This is a genomic window from Amycolatopsis alkalitolerans, assembly GCF_006152065.1.
Lineage (GTDB): Bacteria > Actinomycetota > Actinomycetes > Mycobacteriales > Pseudonocardiaceae > Amycolatopsis_E > Amycolatopsis_E alkalitolerans.
This window is the reverse complement of the sequence record NZ_VDFW01000015.1, coordinates 86,809-102,480: the sequence shown is the minus strand read 5'-3', so window position 1 is coordinate 102,480 and position 15,672 is coordinate 86,809. Positions and strand designations below refer to the sequence as shown.

Genomic DNA, 15,672 nt, shown 5'->3' with positions numbered 1-15,672 from the left:
GGCGGCGCGAGCGCGGGGTCGAGGCGGTCGAGATCCCCGGCGGCCGCTGCCCGCACGTCTCACATCTCGAATTGGTTGCGGATGTGGTTTCGCCGTAACGCCTTGCCGGAGCCGCCGACCTCCGGATGCAAGATCAACGGACAAGGCGGTACACGGTGGACGACGACGGGATCGAGAACCATCCGGATCTGATGGATCCGGACTGGCAGCGGCACGCCGAGAAGGAGGCCTGGGTCGACTTCCGCCGCGACCGGCGCCGGGCGAGCAGACGCAGGCGGCTGTCGTTCTTCGGGGTGGCCGCCGTGCTGGTCGTCGCGGCCGTCGTCGGGCTGTATCGATGGGGGAAGGCGGCCTCCGAGCAGTACGCGCCTGACTCGGCGAATGCGGCCCCACCGACCACGACCGCACCCACGGACCTGCCGGACGTCGCGCGTGTCGACCTGTCCCGCCCGTTCGACAACACTCCCGCCCAGAACTGGGCCGAGGGCATCGCGGGCCTGCGCCTCCCATCGGCCGCGACAGCGGAGACGCGCTCCGCCCTGGACCAGGTCAAGCAGGCCATCGCGCTCTCCTCGCTGGACCTCGACGTGCTCGAGCGGCACGACACCGCCAAGTACGTCGCCGTACTCGCTCCGGACCAGCAACCGGATGCGCATGCCCACCCGGACGGCTACGTGGTGCGCTTCGCGGACGGCTATCACCTGCTTCCCGTGCCACCACGGATGAACGGCAGCCTCACCGTGCACCCCGGGAAGGCGGGCGAACTCGACATCCACGCGGACTACATCGTCGCCTACGCGTTCGACCCCGGCAGCCACCTGATCACCGGACCGGCCGACCTCGAACCCTTCATCCGGGTCCAGGCGGACTACGTGCTGCGTTCGGGATCGGGATGGAGGAGCACCAGCCGCGGCCTCTGGCTGGACAACCTCGACTTCTACAACACCGACGTCGCGTGCGCGGCCAGCAAGAACGGCCTCGTCGCACCGGAGTTCAGTGAGACGAACGTCACCGCCGCGTCGCTCTCCGCCGAACCAGGCCGGTTCGACCCGGCCAAACCCATGCCGACCGGAGACAACTGCCACTGAAGTCGCACAGTCTGGACTGCACAGTCTAGACTGTGCATATGACTCGCGTTCCGAACGAAGCCGCTCGGCTGGCCGGCGCGCTGCGCGGGGTGGTCGGGCACCTGCACCGGCGGTTGCGCCAGGTGGACAACGCCGGCGTGCTGACCCCGTCGCAGTCCGCGGTGCTCGCCCGGCTGCACCGGAAAGGTCCGGCGACTCAGGCCCAGCTCGCGGCGGCCGAACACGTCCGCCAGCAGTCCATGGGGGCGACCCTGGGCGCGCTGGACGAACTGGGCTATATCGAGCGCGCGCGTGACCCCCGCGACGGCAGGCGCGTCGTGATCTCCCTGTCCGGTCTGGGCAGCAAGACGGTGCAGGGCGTGCACCAGCACCGCGAGGAGTGGCTCGCCACGGCACTTTCCCGGTTCACCCCCGCCGAACGCGAGCGAATCGAGCAGGCACTCCCGCTCCTCGAGCGGGTCGCGCAGAGCGGGGAGTGGTGACTACGAGTACGCAGACCGCGACCCGGTCCGTCTTCACCCCGAAACTGGTCAGCCCGCTGATCGCGAGCGCCGTGCTCAACCCGATCAACTCCACCCTCATCGCGGTCGCGCTGGTGCCCATCGGGCAGGCGTTCGGCGCCCGGCCGGAACAGACCGCGTGGCTCATCACTTCGCTGTACCTGGCCACCGCGGTCGGGCAGCCGGTCATCGGCCTGTTCGTCGACCGGTTCGGCGCGCGGCGGGTGCTGCTGGTCGGCGCCCTGATCGTGATGCTCGCCGGGATCGGCGGGCTGCTGGCCTTCTCGCTCGACTGGCTGATCGCGGTCCGCGCGGTGCTCGGGGTCGGCACCTGCGCGGGGTTCCCGGCGGCGATGGCCGTGTTGCGAAAGCGCGCCGACGCGGCGGGACAGGGCGTGCCGAGCCGAGTCCTGTCCGTGCTCGCGATGTCCTCCCAGACGGTCATGGTGATCGGCCCGACGCTCGGCGGCGTGCTGATCGCGCTGTTCGGCTGGCCGGCGATCTTCGCGGTGAACATCCCGCTCGGCGCCGCGTCCCTGCTGCTGGCGCTGTTCTGGGTCCCGCGCGACGATCCGGCGGCGCTCACCCGCGAGCGCATCGACTACGCGGGCATCGCGCTGTTCGCGGTCACCCTGCTCGCGGTGCTGCTGTTCGTGATGGAACCGGCGCTCGACGACCTGTACCTGCTCGGGGTCGCCGCCGTGCTGGGCGCCGGGTTCACCTGGTTCGAACTGCGCGCCCGGCGCCCGTTCATCGACCTGCGCATGCTCGCGGGCAACGGTCCGCTGGTGCGCACCTACCTGCGCCAGGCGCTGGCCTTCCTCGTCGTGTATTCGATCATGTTCGGTTACGTCCAGTGGCTCGAAACGGCACGAGGGCTGAGCGAGGAGGACGCGGGCTTGCTGCTGTTGCCGATGTCGGCGGTGGCGGTCGTCGCCTCGGCCGCCTCCGCCAAGCCGAGCGGCCTGCGCGCCCGCCTGATCACGAACTCGCTCGCGCTGCTCGCCGGGTCCGCGCTGCTGACTTTCGTGAGCTCGAACACCTGGCTCGTCGCCCTCGTCGCGATGGCCGCGGTGTTCGGTCTCGGCCAGGGACTGACCAGTGTGACCAATCAAACAGCGCTTTACGGCCAGGCCCCCGCGGACCAGATGGGCACCGCCAGCGGACTGTTCCGTACTGCCCAGTACCTCGGCGCGATCGTCTCATCCACCCTGATAGCGCTGTGTTTCGGCGAGCGGACGACGTCCACTGGTCTGCACCACCTCGCGTGGGCGCTGCTCGGTGTCGGGGCGATTCTGTTCGTCCTGACGGTCACCGATCGGGTCCTCAAACGCGACCACGTTCGTCAGCAACCGCTCGAGGCCGGAAAATGACGAGGTGACACGTAACGCGCCGAAGGCCGACATCGACGAGGCCAAGCTTGAGATCCACAAACCGAAGCAGTGGGCCGCCGGAGTGCCCGGCGTTGCCGTGTCGCTGCTGCGAAGCGTCGAGCAGATGGGCACCGGCCGCACCGTCCGCGCGCTGCGGATGGTGAACCAGCAGCAAGGATTCGACTGTCCCGGCTGCGCCTGGCCGGAGCCGCAGCAGGCCGACGGTGAACACCGCAAACTCGCGGAGTTCTGCGAGAACGGCGCGAAGGCGGTCGCCGAGGAGGCCACGAAACGCCGCGTGGGCCCGGAGTTCTTCGCGGCGCACCCGGTTTCGGATCTTGCGGCCAAATCGGACTACTGGCTCGGCCAGCAGGGCCGGCTGACCGAGCCGATGGTGCTGCGCGAAGGCGCGAGCCACTACGAGCCGATCAGCTGGGACGGCGCGTTCTCCCTCGTCGCCGAGAAGCTGGGCGCACTGTCCTCACCGGACGAAGCCGTGTTCTACACCTCGGGCCGCACCAGCAACGAGGCCGCATTCCTGTACCAGTTGCTGGTCCGCTCGTTCGGCACCAACAACCTGCCGGACTGTTCCAACATGTGTCACGAGTCCTCCGGCGCCGCGCTGTCGGAAGCGACGGGCATCGGCAAGGGTTCGGTGAGCCTGGCCGACGTCCACCACGCCGATCTGATCGTGGTCGTCGGGCAGAACCCCGGTACGAATCATCCCCGCATGCTCTCCGCGCTCGAAGAGGCCAAGGCGGGCGGCGCCAAGATCATCGCCGTGAACCCGTTGCCGGAGGCCGGGTTGATGCGGTTCAAGAACCCGCAGTCCCCGCGCGGCGTGGTCGGCAAGGGCACCTCACTGGCCGACGAGTTCGCCCAGGTCCGCCTCGGCGGCGACCTCGCGCTGTTCCAGGCGATCGGGCACCTGCTGCTGTCCTGGGAGGACGCCGCGCCGGGCACCGTGCTCGACCATGACTTCATCGACGGTTCCTCGCACGGTTTCGAGGAGTTCGCGAAGAACCTGCGCGAGATCGACTGGGCCGCGATCGACAAGGCGACCGGACTCGAGCGGCGGCAGATCGTCCGGATCGCGCGGATGATCTGCGATTCGCAGCGCACCGTGTACTGCTGGGCGATGGGCGTGACCCAGCACCGGCACGCGGTCGCCACGATCCAGGAGATCACCAACGTCGCGCTGCTGCGCGGCATGATCGGCAAGCCGGGCGCGGGTCTGTGCCCGGTCCGCGGCCACTCGAACGTGCAAGGCGACCGGACGATGGGCGTCTGGGAAAAGATGCCCGAGGACTTCCTGGCGCGCCTCGAGTCGGAGTTCGGCATCCCGGTACCGCGCAAGCACGGGCTCGACACCGTCGACGCGATCCGCGCGATGCGGGCCGGCAAGGGCAAGGCCTTCCTCGGAATGGGCGGGAACTTCGCCGCCGCCAGCCCCGATTCGGAACTGACCGAACGCGCGCTGTCCGCGTGTGAGCTGACCGTCCACGTGTCCACGAAGCTCAACCGCTCGCACGTGGTACACGGCAGGACCGCGCTGATCCTGCCCACCCTCGGCCGCACGGAACGCGACACGCAGGCGAGCGGGCACCAGTTCGTCACGGTCGAGGATTCGATGTCCTCCGTACACTCTTCGCACGGCCGGCTGCAGCCCGCGAGCCGGCACCTGCTCTCGGAGGTCGCGATCATCTGCCGCCTGGCCCGGGCGGTGCTCGGCGACGAGCACGCGGTGCCGTGGGCGGAGTTCGAGCGGAACTACGACCTGATCCGCGACCGGATCGCCCGCGTGGTGCCAGGATGCGAGGACTACAACGCCCGGGTGCGGCAGCCGGACGGGTTCGTGCTTCCCCACCCGCCGCGTGACTCGCGGGAGTTCCAGACCGGCACGGGCAAGGCGAACTTCACCACCAGCGAACTGGAGTTCCCGGAGGTGCCCCCGGGGCGCCTGCTGTTGCAGACGCTGCGCAGCCACGACCAGTACAACACCACGATCTACGGCCTTTCCGACCGCTACCGCGGGATCGAGGACGCGCGGCGCGTGGTTCTGGTGCACGCCAAGGACATCGCCGAACTCGGCTTCACCGATGGCGAGATCGTCGATCTGGTCTCGGAGTGGGAGGACGGCGACCGGCGCGCGGAGAGCTTCCGCATCGTGGCGTACCCGACGGCGCGCGGCTGCGCGGCGGCGTACTTCCCCGAGGCGAACGCCTTGGTACCGCTGGACTCCGTGGCGAAGAAGTCCAACACCCCGGTGTCCAAAGCGATCGTCGTGCGGCTGGCACGCCGCGACTGAGCGGTCAGGTCCTCAGGTACGAGGCGCCGTTCAGGTCGAGGATGGCGCCGGAAGCCCATTGCGAGCCCGCGAGATGCACGATGGCGGCGGCGATCTCGCGGGGTTCGGCCACCCGGCCGAACGGGCTCTGCGCCCTGAGTTCCGCTCCGCGCTCGCCGGTGAGCCAGTCGGCCACGCGTTCGGTGGCGATGAATCCCGGCGCCACCGAGGCGACCGAGATCCCGTACGGCGCGAGGGAAACCGCGAGCGACTGGCCCATCGAGTGCAGCGCCGCCTTGGTCGCGCCGTACGCCGGGTGATCCGGTTCACCGCGGAACGCCCCGCGCGAACCGACGTTGACGACGTGCCCCGCGGCGCCGCGCTCGATCATGTGCCGCGCCACCCAGTAGGTCAGGTCGGCGGCACCGAGCAGGTTGACCTCGACCGAATCGCGCCACATCTGTTGCCAGTGCTCGAAGGACGTCTCGGCGAGCGGGTGCGCGGTGGCGGTCGTGGTCACCACCGCCGCGTTGTTCACCAGCACGTCCACGCCGCCGAGCACCTGTTCGGCCGTGTCCGCGATCTCGCGCGCGGCCACGGTGATGTCACCCTGGATGAGGGCATGCCCGTTGCCCGGCAAGGACTTCAACGTCGCCTCGGCCTCGGTTCGGTTCGAGTTGTAGTGCACCGCCACGCGGTCGCCCCACTCGGCGAACGCGAGCGCGACCGCTCGCCCCAGCCCGGACGCCGCACCGGTGACGAGAACGCCGCGCCTTCGCGAGACACCCGCATCCGCTCGGTCCTGCCGCACAAACCCTCCCCCGTCACGCCCGCCGCGCGGGGCCTCCCCGTGGCTCATTTGGCGAACAGCTGCGACTCGTCGCGGAAAGCCTTGAACTCCAGGGCGTTTCCGGCGGGATCGTGCAGGAACATCGTCCACTGCTCCCCCGGCCCGCCCGCGAACCGCTGGTATGGCTCGATGACGAACTCCGTCCCGGCGGCGCGCAGCTTCCCGGCCAGCTCGTGGAAGTCCTCAATGGACAGGATCAGGCCGAAGTGCGGGACGGGCACGTCATGCCCGTCAACGGGGTTGCGGCCGGACTCGGTGCGCGCACCCGGAACCACATGCGTCACCACCTGGTGCCCGTGGAAGTTCCAGTCGACCCAGCGGGTGTCCGACCGGCCCTCCGGCAACCCGAGAACTCCTCCGTAGAACTCGCGGGCACGGGACAGATCGTCCACCGGGATGGCGAGATGGAAACCGGGGCGGGTCATCGGCAACTCCTTCGAGGTCATCGTTTCCAAGCTTGACCTTCGTAACCTCCGAATGTCAACATTCGGACATGCAGCCAGCGCAGCGTCGTGGCCTCGCCGACGAAGCGGCCGACCGGATCCGGGACGAGATCTTCGCCGGGCGGTTCGCCCCGGGCAGCGCGCTGCGCGAGGCCGAACTCGCCGCCTCCCTGCAGGTCAGCCGCGGCTCGGTGCGCGAAGGGCTGGCGGTGCTGGAACGCGAAGGGCTCGTGCAGAGCGTGTGGCACCGGGGCACGCACGTCATCGGGCTCACCGAGTCCGACATCGACGAGGTCTACGCCGTCCGCGGCGCGCTCGACCGGCTCGCCGCCACAAGCGCGGCGGCACGCGCGTCCGCCGGCCAGCTCGACGAACTGGATCACCTGGTCGACCGGATGGCCAAGGAGACCGACGGGACGCGGGTACTCGCGCTGGATCTGGAGTTCCACGAGGCCATCTACCGCGCGGCCGGCAACCGGCGCCTGCTCGACGCCTGGTACGCCGTGCGGTCCCAGGTGCGGCTCTTCCAGTCGCACCGCATCCGCGTCGGCCGCGAACGTTACCGGGCGCGCGCCTGGGGCGAGCACCACGAGCTGGCCACACTCATCCGCGCCGGCGAGACCGATCGGCTCGGGGCCGCCGCCGAAGAGCATGTGCACTCCGCGCGGCGGGCCCTGCTCGAAGGGCTCGCTCAGCCGCCGAAGAGCTGAATCACCTTGAGGATCAGTTCGTACACGCCGTAAGCGAACGGCAGCCCGACCCACAGCCAGGCCAGTGTCAACAGCCAGGGACGCCGACCGGTGTTCATGCCGCTTCCTTCCGGGCCGCCACCCCGGTCCGGGAGGTGGCCGGTTCATGGTGTTTCGCCTTGACCGGGCGCACGAACTCGTTGGCGATGAAGCCGAGGAGCAGCAACGCGATCATGATGTAGAACGACGTCGTGTACGGGTCCGGGCCCTGCTTCCCCGCCTGCTTCTGGCTGTCGGCGATCGCGTTGACGATCAGCGGGCCGGCCACGCCGGCGGCGGACCACGCGGTGAGCAGGCGGCCGTGGATCGCGCCTACCTGGTAGGTGCCGAACAGGTCCTTCAGGTACGCCGGCAGCGTCGCGAAACCCGCGCCGTAGAAGGAAAGGATGACCATCGCGCAGAGGATGAAGACGAGCTTCGACGAGTTGCCGGTGAGCGCGATGACGAGGTACAGGACCGCCCCGATACCGAGGTAGCCGCGGTAGATGTTCTTGCGCCCCACGAAGTCCGAAGTGGACGACCAGACGAACCGGCCGAGCATGTTCGTCAGCGACAGCAATCCCACGAACCCGGCGGCCGCCGCCGCGCCGACCGGCACCGCGGTGTTCCGGAAGAAGTCCGTGATCATCGGCGAAGCCTTCTCCAGGATGCCGATACCCGCGGTGACGTTGAAGCACAGCACGATCCACAGGCACCAGAACTGCGGGGTCTTCAGCGCGTTCGCGGCCGAGACCTGCGCGGCGGTGATCATCGAGTTGCCGCCCGCGGCCGGCGGTTCCCAGCCCTTGGGGCGCCAGCCGTCGGCGGGCACCCGGATCAGGAGCACGCCCAGCGACATGAACGCGGCATAGGCCAGGCCGTGGATCAGGAACGACGCGCCGATCCCGCCCGGGGTGGCGCCGAAGGACTGCAGCATCTGGCTCGACCACGGCGAGGCGATGAGCGCGCCACCGCCGAAGCCCATGATCGCGATACCGGTCGCCATCCCCGGCCGGTCCGGGAACCACTTGATGAGCGTCGAGACCGGCGAGATGTACCCGATCCCGAGCCCGACCCCGCCGATGACGCCGTAACCGAGGACGACGAGCCAGTACTGCGAGGTCGTCGCGCCGAGCGCGGAGACCAGGAACCCGACCGAGAAGCAGCTCATCGAGACGAACATCGCCCAGCGGGGGCCGTTCTTCTCGACCAGGGTGCCGCCGAACGCCGCGGACAGGCCCAGCATCACGATGCCGAGCTGGAACGGCAGGGCGCTGAGCGTGCCCGACAGGTGCAGCGCCTTTTCCAGCGGCGGTTTGAACACGCTCCACGCGTAGACTTGACCGATGGCGAGGTGCACCGACAGTGCGGCAGGTGGGATGAGCCAGCGGCTCCAGTTCGCGGGTGCGACCGTACGGGAACGGTCGAGAAAGGTGACGGCCACGGTGGCGCTCCCCTAGGCTGGTTGTTGAGAGCGCAATCTACTACTGAAAGTTTGTCGGCGCATTACCCAACCTTGGAACTTTCTGACAGAGTTGGTGGGAGAGCGGATCATGGGCCGAGTGACCGTGCGGCGACCGGTGCGGATGCTGTCCGAGAGCGGGCAGCGGCGGCGCCCGGACTCACTCGCCGCCGAGGAACCGCTGGAGATCCGGGTCGGCGGGAAGGCGCTGGTGGTGACGATGCGCACCCCGGGGCACGACGTCGAACTCGCGCACGGGTTCCTGCTGTCGGAAGGGGTGGTGGGCTCCGCGGCCGACGTCTACGGCGCTCGTTACTGCGACGGCGTCGACGATCAGGGCCGCAATACCTACAACGTGCTCGACGTGACGCTCGCCGAAGGAGTGGCGCCGCCGGAGACCGGCGTGGAACGCAACTTCTACACCACTTCGTCGTGCGGGGTGTGCGGCAAGGCGGCGCTCGACGCGGTGAAACTCAAGACCCGGTTCGCGCCCGGCCAGTCGAGGTTCTCGGTCACCCCCGAGGTGCTTTCCGGGCTGCCGGACACCTTGCGGCAGAAGCAGAAGGTGTTCGCGAGCACGGGCGGCCTGCACGCGGCAGGCCTGTTCCGCGCCGACGGCACGCTGCTGGCCGTGCGGGAGGACGTCGGGCGGCACAACGCCGTGGACAAGGTGCTCGGCTGGGCGCTGCTGGAGGGCCGGGTGCCGCTGAGCGACGTCGGGCTGCTGGTGTCCGGGAGGGCGTCGTTCGAGCTCGTCCAGAAGGCCGCGATGGCCGGGATCCCGTTGCTGGCAGCGGTTTCCGCGCCGTCCTCGCTCGCGGTCGAACTGGCCGAAGAGAACGGGATGACGCTCGTCGGGTTCCTGCGGGGCGCGAGCATGAACCTCTACACCGGAGAGCAGCGGGTGCTCGAGCCCGTCGCGGTCTGAGCCCGGAGACCGCCTGGGAACGGCGATGAACAGGCCCCGTGTCAGCCGCCGGTCGATGCTCGTCGCCGGCGCATCCGGGCTGAGCGTGGCTGCTTTCGCCGTGGGCGCGGTGGCCGAAGCACGGCATACGCTTGGGGTCACCCGGGTGGCCAACCGCGGTGTCGCGAGCATCGAACGGGTGTGGTCGGCCGCGCGCAACCGGCAGGTCGATTTCGTGACTCTGCTGCCGGAGGCCTCACCGGCCCCGAACCTGCCGATGGTGCTGGTACTGCACGGGTTGCACGGCCGTGCCCGGGCCGCCGTGCCCACCGGCACGCTCGCCGAACTGGCCCGCCAGACAGCGCGTCGCGCGGTGCCGCCGTTCGGGCTGGTCGCGGTCGACGGTGGCGACAACTACTGGCACGAGGCCCATCCCGGTGACAACCCGATGGCGATGCTCCTGGAGGAGGTGCCGCGGTGGCTGCGGCAGCGCGGGCTCGGTGAGCCGCCGTTCGGGGTGCTGGGGATGTCGATGGGCGGGTTCGGCGGGCTGCTCTACGCGCGACGGCGGGGCGAACGGCGGCAGCCGGTACGCGCGCTGGCGCTGCTGGCACCGGCGCTGATGCTTTCGTGGGGAGAAATGGCGACACGGCACGCTTTCCGCGACGCGGCCGACTGGGCCTCGCAGGACCCGCTGAAGCACCTCTCCGCGACGGAGGCTGTGCCGACCGGTGTCTGGTGCGGCACCGAGGATCCGTTCATCCGTGGTGTGCAGCGGTTCGTGGCCGCGACGCATCCGGCGGTGGCCTACACCGCGCACGGGAAGCACGGGGACTCGTTCAACCGGACCGTGGTGCCGAGCGTGATCGGCTTCCTGGGCCGGAACGTCTAGCGGGCGGCGAGCAGCCAGATCAGCAGCAGGCCACCGATCAGCCCGGCGACGAGGAGGGCGGCGTAGAAGTGGTACTGCCGCTGCGTGGAAGACCTCCTGGGCCGGATCGCGCGTGGCCCCTGGCCGGTTCGCATTGTGCGAGATGTCGAAGTCGCCACTCTCCGCAACCACCGGCTAACGGAAAGCGACAGGCTGGTCAGCCGACGTGGTTCCCCGCCACGGAGAGGATCCAGAACCCCACCAGCAGGCCCGCCATCAGCAGCGAGAACCAGACGAGCAGGGTGCGGTCGTCGTCGCCCGCGGCGCGGACGCGGCGCAGGCAGTAGTAGCCGAACCCGAACAGCGGGATCGGGAGCAGCGGCAGCGGCGAAAGGCGCACGCCGGTCGCGACGAGACAGATCACGGTGAGCGTGATCAGCACGATCCGCATGACGCGGTGCACCAGTGTGTGACTCAGGTACGGCGTGAGGATCCGGTAGGTGAGATCACTGATCCCCCGCACATCCCCGCGGCCTTCCGGAACCACCGTGTCCGCGGTGGCGGCCGTGGCGGTTTCGGCACCCTGACCGGGGCCCGCCCCCTCGACGCTCATGGGCACAGCTTATCGACCCCGGCCGTAACCCTTTCGGGCAACGGGCCGTCATGCCCAACTCGTAATCAAGCCGTCTTTTCGCCCCGCTCGGTGCTGCGGCGACGGGACGGCTGGCGCGACACGATCGTGGGGTTGACGTTCTCACGCACGGTTTGCTCGGTGATGACCACCTTGGCGACGTCGTTGCGGCTCGGGATGTCGTACATCACCGGCTGCAGGACCTCTTCCATGATGGCGCGCAGCCCACGGGCACCGGTCCCGCGCAGCACCGCCTGGTCGGCGATGGCCTCGAGCGCGGTCTTGGTGAACTCGAGCTCCACGTTGTCCATCTCGAACAGCTTCTTGTACTGCTTGACCAGCGCGTTCCGCGGCTCGGTCAGGATCTGCACGAGCGAGTCCTTGTCGAGATGGGTCACGTTCGCGACGATCGGGAGCCGGCCGATGAACTCCGGGATCAGCCCGAACTTGATCAGGTCCTCCGGCATCGTGTCCGAGAAGACGTCGCTCTCCTCGATCTCGGTGCGGGTGCGGATGTCCGAGCCGAAGCCGATCCCGCGCTTGCCGATCCGATCGTTGATGATCTTCTCCAGGCCGGCGAACGCGCCCGCCACGATGAACAGCACGTTCGTCGTGTCGATCTGGATGAACTCCTGGTGCGGGTGCTTGCGGCCGCCCTGCGGCGGCACGCTCGCCGTGGTGCCCTCGAGGATCTTCAGCAACGCCTGCTGCACGCCCTCGCCGGACACGTCACGGGTGATCGACGGGTTCTCCGACTTGCGGGCGATCTTGTCGACCTCGTCGATGTAGATGATGCCCGTCTCGGCGCGCTTGACGTCGTAGTCGGCGGCCTGGATCAGCTTGAGCAGGATGTTCTCGACGTCCTCGCCGACATACCCGGCCTCGGTCAGCGCCGTCGCGTCGGCGATGGCGAACGGCACGTTCAGCATCTTCGCGAGTGTCTGCGCGAGGTAGGTCTTGCCGCAGCCGGTGGGCCCGAGCAGCAGGATATTGGACTTGGCGAGCTCGACCGGCTCGTCCTTCGCGTCCTTGGGGCCGGTCTTGTCGTCGGACTGGATGCGCTTGTAGTGGTTGTACACGGCCACGGCCAGCGTGCGCTTGGCGTCGCCCTGGCCGATGACGTACTGGTCGAGGAACTCGTGGATGTCGTACGGCTTCGGCAGCTCGTCGAGCTTCACGTCGCCGGCTTCGGCCAGCTCCTCTTCGATGATCTCGTTGCACAGGTCGATGCACTCATCGCAGATGTACACGCCGGGGCCGGCAATGAGCTTCTTCACCTGTTTCTGGCTCTTCCCGCAGAAAGAGCACTTCAGCAGGTCCCCGCCGTCGCCGATCCGTGCCATGACCGTTGACCTGTCCCCTCCGGAACGCCGGCTGGCGCCCTGTCCGACTAGCCTGCTCTACCTCGCCCCTGACGGTACCCGCCTCAGGCTCCCGGCGGGAGGACCCTTGGCCACCAAGGCACGCCCAACGGACTGTAGTGCGGCTGGACCGGCGCGCGTCAGCCCGACACGCGCCGGTCCGGCCGGGTCTCAGTTGCCGGAGCCCTTGCGGTACGGCAGCACCTCGTCGATGATCCCGTAGTCCTTGGCCTGCTCGGCGGTGAGGATCTTGTCGCGCTCGACGTCGCGGCGGACCTCCTCCTCGCTCTTGCCGGTGTGCTTGGCCAGGGTGGACTCCATCAGGCGGCGGACACGCTGGATCTCGTTCGCCTGGATCTCCAGGTCCGACACCTGGCCGTAGGTGCCCTCGGTGGCCGGCTGGTGGATCAGCACGCGGGCGTTGGGGAGCGCGAGACGCTTGCCCTTGGTGCCGGCCGCGAGCAGGACCGCCGCCGCGGAGGCGGCCTGGCCCAGCACGACGGTCTGGATCTCGGGACGGACGAACTGCATCGTGTCGTAGATCGCCATCAGCGCGGTGAACGAGCCACCCGGGGAGTTGATGTAGATCGTGATGTCGCGGTCCGGGTCCTCGTGCTCGAGGTGCAGCAGCTGCGCCATCACGTCGTTCGCCGACGCGTCGTCCACCTGGACGCCGAGCATGATCTGCCGCTCTTCGTAGAGCTTGTTGTACGGGTTTGATTCCTTGACCCCGTAGCTCGTGCGCTCGACGTACGAGGGCAGGATGTACCGGGACTGCGGAAGGTGGAATTCGCTCATTGTCCTTGTCTCCTTGTCCACGCCCGGTCAGCGGCTGCCGTTGGGCGAGGGAAGCTGGTTCTCCCGGCTGAGGACGTGGTCGACGAAGCCGTACTCACGGGCTTCCTCGGCGGTGAACCAGCGGTCCCGGTCACCGTCGGCGATGATCTGCTCGATGCTCTGCCCGGTCTGGTCGGCGGTGATCCGCGCCAGCTCCTGCTTCCACTTGCCGAACACCTCGGCCTGGATCGCGATATCCGACGCGGTGCCCCCGACGCCCGCGGAGGGCTGGTGCATCAGGATCCGCGCGTGCGGCAGCGCGTACCGCTTGCCCGGGGTGCCCGACGACAGCAGGAACTGCCCCATCGAGGCCGCCAGGCCCATCGCGTACGTCGCCACGTCCGGCTCGATGAGCTGCATCGTGTCGTAGATGGCGAAGCCCGAGGTCACCGAGCCGCCGGGCGAGTTGATGTAGAAGCGGATGTCGGACTCGGAGTCCTCCGCGGCCAGCAGCAACAGCTGCGCGGTGATCCGGTTCGCGACCTCGTCGTTGACCTCGGAACCGAGCACGACGATGCGCTCCTGGAGCAGCCGCTCGTACACCGAGTCGGTCAGGTTGAGCCCCGCGGTGGTGGTCCGCGCCTCGGGCTTGTGCTGCGTCACGTCTGCCTGCCTTTTCGCCGCCGTGGACCTCCTGCCCTGAAGATCCACTGTGGACTCGTAAAAGATTGAGATCTTGCAATCGAGCCTAACGAACGCGGGCGGCGCAGAAGTCCTGACACCGCCCGAGTTCGCTGAGAGCTTTACTTTTCGCCGGAAGCGCCCGCCGCCTCGGTGACCTCGGTCTCAGTCGCCTCGGCCTCGACCACCGCCGGAGCCTCCTCGGCCTGCTCCGGACCGAACAGCTCGTCCAGATCGACGGCCGCGCCGGACTCGTCGGTCACCGTCGCGCGGCGCACGACCGAAGCCAGCGCCTTGCCGCGGCGCACGTCCGCGTAGATGGCCGTGAGCTGGCCGGACTGCTGGGCGCGCTGCACGTACTCGTCCGGGCTGACCCCGAACCGCTGCGCCTGGTAGATGATCCGCTCGGTGAGCTCCGCGTCGCTGACGCTGGTCTGCTCCGCGTCGGCGATGGTGTCCAGCAGCAGCTGGGTGCGCACCGCCTTCTCCGCGTCGGTCCGCAGCTCGGTGTTGAACTCCTCGAGCGTCGTGCCCTGGGACTCCAGCACCTTCGCGAGCGCCTCTTCGTTGTGGTCGAGGTCGTGGACCGCGTCGTGCTTGCGGCTTTCCACCTCGGCCTCGACGACCTTCTCCGGCAGCGGCACCTCGACGGTCTCCAGCAGCTCGTCCAGGATCTTGTCCCTGGCCTGCACACCCTGCTGGACCTTCTTCATCCTGCCGAGCCGCTCGCGCAGATCGGCCTCGAGCTCCTCGATGGTGTCGAACTCGCTCGCCAGCTGGGCGAACTCGTCGTCGGCCTCGGGCAGCTCACGCTCCTTGACGCTCTCCAGGGTGACCGAGACCTCGGCTTCGCGCCCGGCGTACTCGCCGGCCACCAGCTGCGTGGTGAACGTCTTGGTCTCGCCCGCGTTCGCGCCGATGATCGCTTCGTCGATGCCGTCGACGAGCTGACCGGAGCCGATCTCGTAGGACAGCCCCGTGGTGGAGGCCTCCTCGACCTCCTCACCGTCGACGGCGGCCGACAGGTCGATCGACACGAAGTCGCCGTCCTTGGCCGGCCGCTCGACGCCGGTGAGCGTGCCGAAGCGGGCACGCAGCTGGTCGAGTTCGGTCGTGACCTCCTCGTCGGTCACCTCGACGTCGTCGACGCTCACCGTCAGGCCGTCCAGCTCGGGCAGCGCGATCTCCGGGCGGATGTCCACCTCGGCGGTGAACTCCAGCACCTCGCGGTCCTCGAGCTTGGTGACCTCGAAGTCCGGCTGGCCGAGCGTGCGCACGTCGCCGGTGCGCACCGCCTCCAGGTACTTGGCCGGGATGGCCTCGTTGACGACCTCATCGAGCACCGGCGCGCGGCCGATCCGGCTTTCCAGGACGCGAGCGGGCGCCTTGCCGGGCCGGAAGCCCGGGATGCGCACCTGCTGGGCGATCTTGCGGTAGGCGCGGTCGAAGTTCGGTTTGAGTTCGTCGAACGGCACCTCGACATTGATCTTGACTCGCGTCGGGCTGAGCTGCTCGACGGTGCTCTTCAACGTGTTCTCCTCGAGCCGTACAGGGGTGGATGACGGGCACACGCCACCAGGGCGCGCATACCCGATGTCCGAGTCTAGGCCAGCGTCTTGACACGCCGGTCCTGGGCCTGCTCACCAGGCTCGAAGTTTACATTCAGACTGGTTTTGTCTACCTTCTTGCTGCAGCAGGTCCCCTTTCGGCGAG

At 68.8% G+C, this 15,672-nt stretch carries 17 protein-coding genes; 7 read left to right on the top strand and 10 right to left on the bottom strand.

From position 1 onward, the window contains the following. Nucleotides 1-155 precede the first annotated feature (155 nt). The 4 genes from FG385_RS18295 to FG385_RS18280 are packed head-to-tail and all read left to right on the top strand — an operon-like array spanning nt 156 to nt 5,269. Entirely contained in the window at nt 156-1,088 is a 933-nt protein-coding gene (locus tag FG385_RS18295) for a hypothetical protein (protein WP_139097973.1), read from the top strand. A gap of 38 nt (nt 1,089-1,126) precedes the next feature. Next, nucleotides 1,127-1,570, top strand: coding sequence for a MarR family winged helix-turn-helix transcriptional regulator (locus FG385_RS18290; protein WP_139097972.1), 444 nt, complete (start codon nt 1,127-1,129; stop codon nt 1,568-1,570). A 59-nt stretch (nt 1,571-1,629) separates the two neighbouring features. Next, nucleotides 1,630-2,961, top strand: a complete 1,332-nt coding sequence (locus FG385_RS18285; protein ID WP_139098031.1) for an MFS transporter — start codon at nt 1,630-1,632, stop codon at nt 2,959-2,961. Nucleotides 2,962-2,965: 4 nt separating this feature from the next. Continuing rightward, nucleotides 2,966-5,269: an FdhF/YdeP family oxidoreductase gene (locus tag FG385_RS18280; RefSeq protein ID WP_139097971.1), complete on the top strand. Its 2,304-nt coding sequence runs from the start codon at nt 2,966-2,968 to the stop codon at nt 5,267-5,269. A gap of 4 nt (nt 5,270-5,273) precedes the next feature. On the opposite strand, the gene FG385_RS18275 is transcribed toward FG385_RS18280, so the two are convergent. Both FG385_RS18275 and FG385_RS18270 read right to left on the bottom strand, forming a co-directional pair. Continuing rightward, a complete protein-coding gene (locus tag FG385_RS18275) occupies nt 5,274-6,059 on the bottom strand; it encodes an SDR family NAD(P)-dependent oxidoreductase (RefSeq protein ID WP_235022640.1) in 786 nt (261 codons plus the stop codon). Between the two features lie 44 nt (nt 6,060-6,103). Further along, the gene (locus tag FG385_RS18270; RefSeq protein WP_139097969.1) at nt 6,104-6,523 is read right to left on the bottom strand and encodes a VOC family protein; all 420 of its coding nucleotides are present in this window, start codon (nt 6,521-6,523) and stop codon (nt 6,104-6,106) included. A gap of 68 nt (nt 6,524-6,591) precedes the next feature. Between FG385_RS18270 and FG385_RS18265 the strand changes: the two genes are divergently transcribed. Beyond that, nucleotides 6,592-7,251: a GntR family transcriptional regulator gene (locus FG385_RS18265; RefSeq protein WP_139097968.1), complete on the top strand. Its 660-nt coding sequence runs from the start codon at nt 6,592-6,594 to the stop codon at nt 7,249-7,251. Here FG385_RS18265 and FG385_RS35805 read toward each other — a convergent pair. Together FG385_RS35805 and FG385_RS18260 are read right to left on the bottom strand one after the other, a co-directional pair. Then, nucleotides 7,233-7,349, bottom strand: a complete 117-nt coding sequence (locus FG385_RS35805; protein WP_456061879.1) for an MFS transporter small subunit — start codon at nt 7,347-7,349, stop codon at nt 7,233-7,235. The genes FG385_RS18265 and FG385_RS35805 overlap by 19 nt on opposite strands. Then, nucleotides 7,346-8,713, bottom strand: a complete 1,368-nt coding sequence (locus tag FG385_RS18260) for an L-lactate MFS transporter (protein WP_139097967.1) — start codon at nt 8,711-8,713, stop codon at nt 7,346-7,348. The genes FG385_RS35805 and FG385_RS18260 overlap by 4 nt, the downstream gene beginning before the upstream one ends. Before the next feature lie 109 nt (nt 8,714-8,822). Between FG385_RS18260 and fdhD the strand changes: the two genes are divergently transcribed. Both fdhD and FG385_RS18250 read left to right on the top strand, forming a co-directional pair. Further along, nucleotides 8,823-9,659, top strand: a complete 837-nt coding sequence (gene fdhD / locus FG385_RS18255; protein WP_139097966.1) for a formate dehydrogenase accessory sulfurtransferase FdhD — start codon at nt 8,823-8,825, stop codon at nt 9,657-9,659. Between the two features lie 25 nt (nt 9,660-9,684). Further along, nucleotides 9,685-10,530, top strand: coding sequence for an alpha/beta hydrolase (locus FG385_RS18250; RefSeq protein ID WP_139097965.1), 846 nt, complete (start codon nt 9,685-9,687; stop codon nt 10,528-10,530). Here the strand turns inward: FG385_RS18250 and FG385_RS33975 are convergent. The 6 genes from FG385_RS33975 to tig form a co-directional block, all read right to left on the bottom strand. Continuing rightward, the gene (locus FG385_RS33975) at nt 10,527-10,664 is read right to left on the bottom strand and encodes a hypothetical protein (RefSeq protein ID WP_160148839.1); all 138 of its coding nucleotides are present in this window, start codon (nt 10,662-10,664) and stop codon (nt 10,527-10,529) included. The two genes, FG385_RS18250 and FG385_RS33975, sit on opposite strands and share 4 nt — an antisense overlap. Before the next feature lie 62 nt (nt 10,665-10,726). Then, the gene (locus FG385_RS18245) at nt 10,727-11,122 is read right to left on the bottom strand and encodes a hypothetical protein (RefSeq protein ID WP_139097964.1); all 396 of its coding nucleotides are present in this window, start codon (nt 11,120-11,122) and stop codon (nt 10,727-10,729) included. Nucleotides 11,123-11,187: 65 nt separating this feature from the next. Then, the gene (gene clpX / locus FG385_RS18240; protein ID WP_139097963.1) at nt 11,188-12,483 is read right to left on the bottom strand and encodes an ATP-dependent Clp protease ATP-binding subunit ClpX; all 1,296 of its coding nucleotides are present in this window, start codon (nt 12,481-12,483) and stop codon (nt 11,188-11,190) included. A gap of 189 nt (nt 12,484-12,672) precedes the next feature. Continuing rightward, nucleotides 12,673-13,299, bottom strand: coding sequence for an ATP-dependent Clp protease proteolytic subunit (locus FG385_RS18235; protein ID WP_139097962.1), 627 nt, complete (start codon nt 13,297-13,299; stop codon nt 12,673-12,675). Nucleotides 13,300-13,326: 27 nt separating this feature from the next. Further along, nucleotides 13,327-13,941, bottom strand: a complete 615-nt coding sequence (locus FG385_RS18230; RefSeq protein WP_139097961.1) for a ClpP family protease — start codon at nt 13,939-13,941, stop codon at nt 13,327-13,329. A 140-nt stretch (nt 13,942-14,081) separates the two neighbouring features. Continuing rightward, nucleotides 14,082-15,488 (bottom strand): trigger factor, encoded by a 1,407-nt coding sequence (gene tig / locus FG385_RS18225; protein ID WP_139097960.1) that lies wholly within the window; start codon nt 15,486-15,488, stop codon nt 14,082-14,084. Between the last annotated feature and the right edge of the window lie 184 nt (nt 15,489-15,672).

Excerpts from the sequence above, each read along its gene's own strand:
- FG385_RS18290 (WP_139097972.1), top strand. The coding sequence starts at position 1,127 with ATGACTCGCGTTCCGAACGAAGCCGCTCGGCTGGCCGGCGCGCTGCGC.
- FG385_RS18270 (WP_139097969.1), bottom strand. The coding sequence starts at position 6,523 with ATGACCCGCCCCGGTTTCCATCTCGCCATCCCGGTGGACGATCTGTCC.
- FG385_RS18265 (WP_139097968.1), top strand. The coding sequence starts at position 6,592 with ATGCAGCCAGCGCAGCGTCGTGGCCTCGCCGACGAAGCGGCCGACCGG.
- FG385_RS35805 (WP_456061879.1), bottom strand. The coding sequence starts at position 7,349 with ATGAACACCGGTCGGCGTCCCTGGCTGTTGACACTGGCCTGGCTGTGG.
- fdhD (WP_139097966.1), top strand. The coding sequence starts at position 8,823 with ATGGGCCGAGTGACCGTGCGGCGACCGGTGCGGATGCTGTCCGAGAGC.
- FG385_RS18250 (WP_139097965.1), top strand. The coding sequence starts at position 9,685 with ATGAACAGGCCCCGTGTCAGCCGCCGGTCGATGCTCGTCGCCGGCGCA.
- FG385_RS33975 (WP_160148839.1), bottom strand. The coding sequence starts at position 10,664 with ATGCGAACCGGCCAGGGGCCACGCGCGATCCGGCCCAGGAGGTCTTCC.
- FG385_RS18245 (WP_139097964.1), bottom strand. The coding sequence starts at position 11,122 with ATGAGCGTCGAGGGGGCGGGCCCCGGTCAGGGTGCCGAAACCGCCACG.
- clpX (WP_139097963.1), bottom strand. The coding sequence starts at position 12,483 with ATGGCACGGATCGGCGACGGCGGGGACCTGCTGAAGTGCTCTTTCTGC.
- FG385_RS18235 (WP_139097962.1), bottom strand. The coding sequence starts at position 13,299 with ATGAGCGAATTCCACCTTCCGCAGTCCCGGTACATCCTGCCCTCGTAC.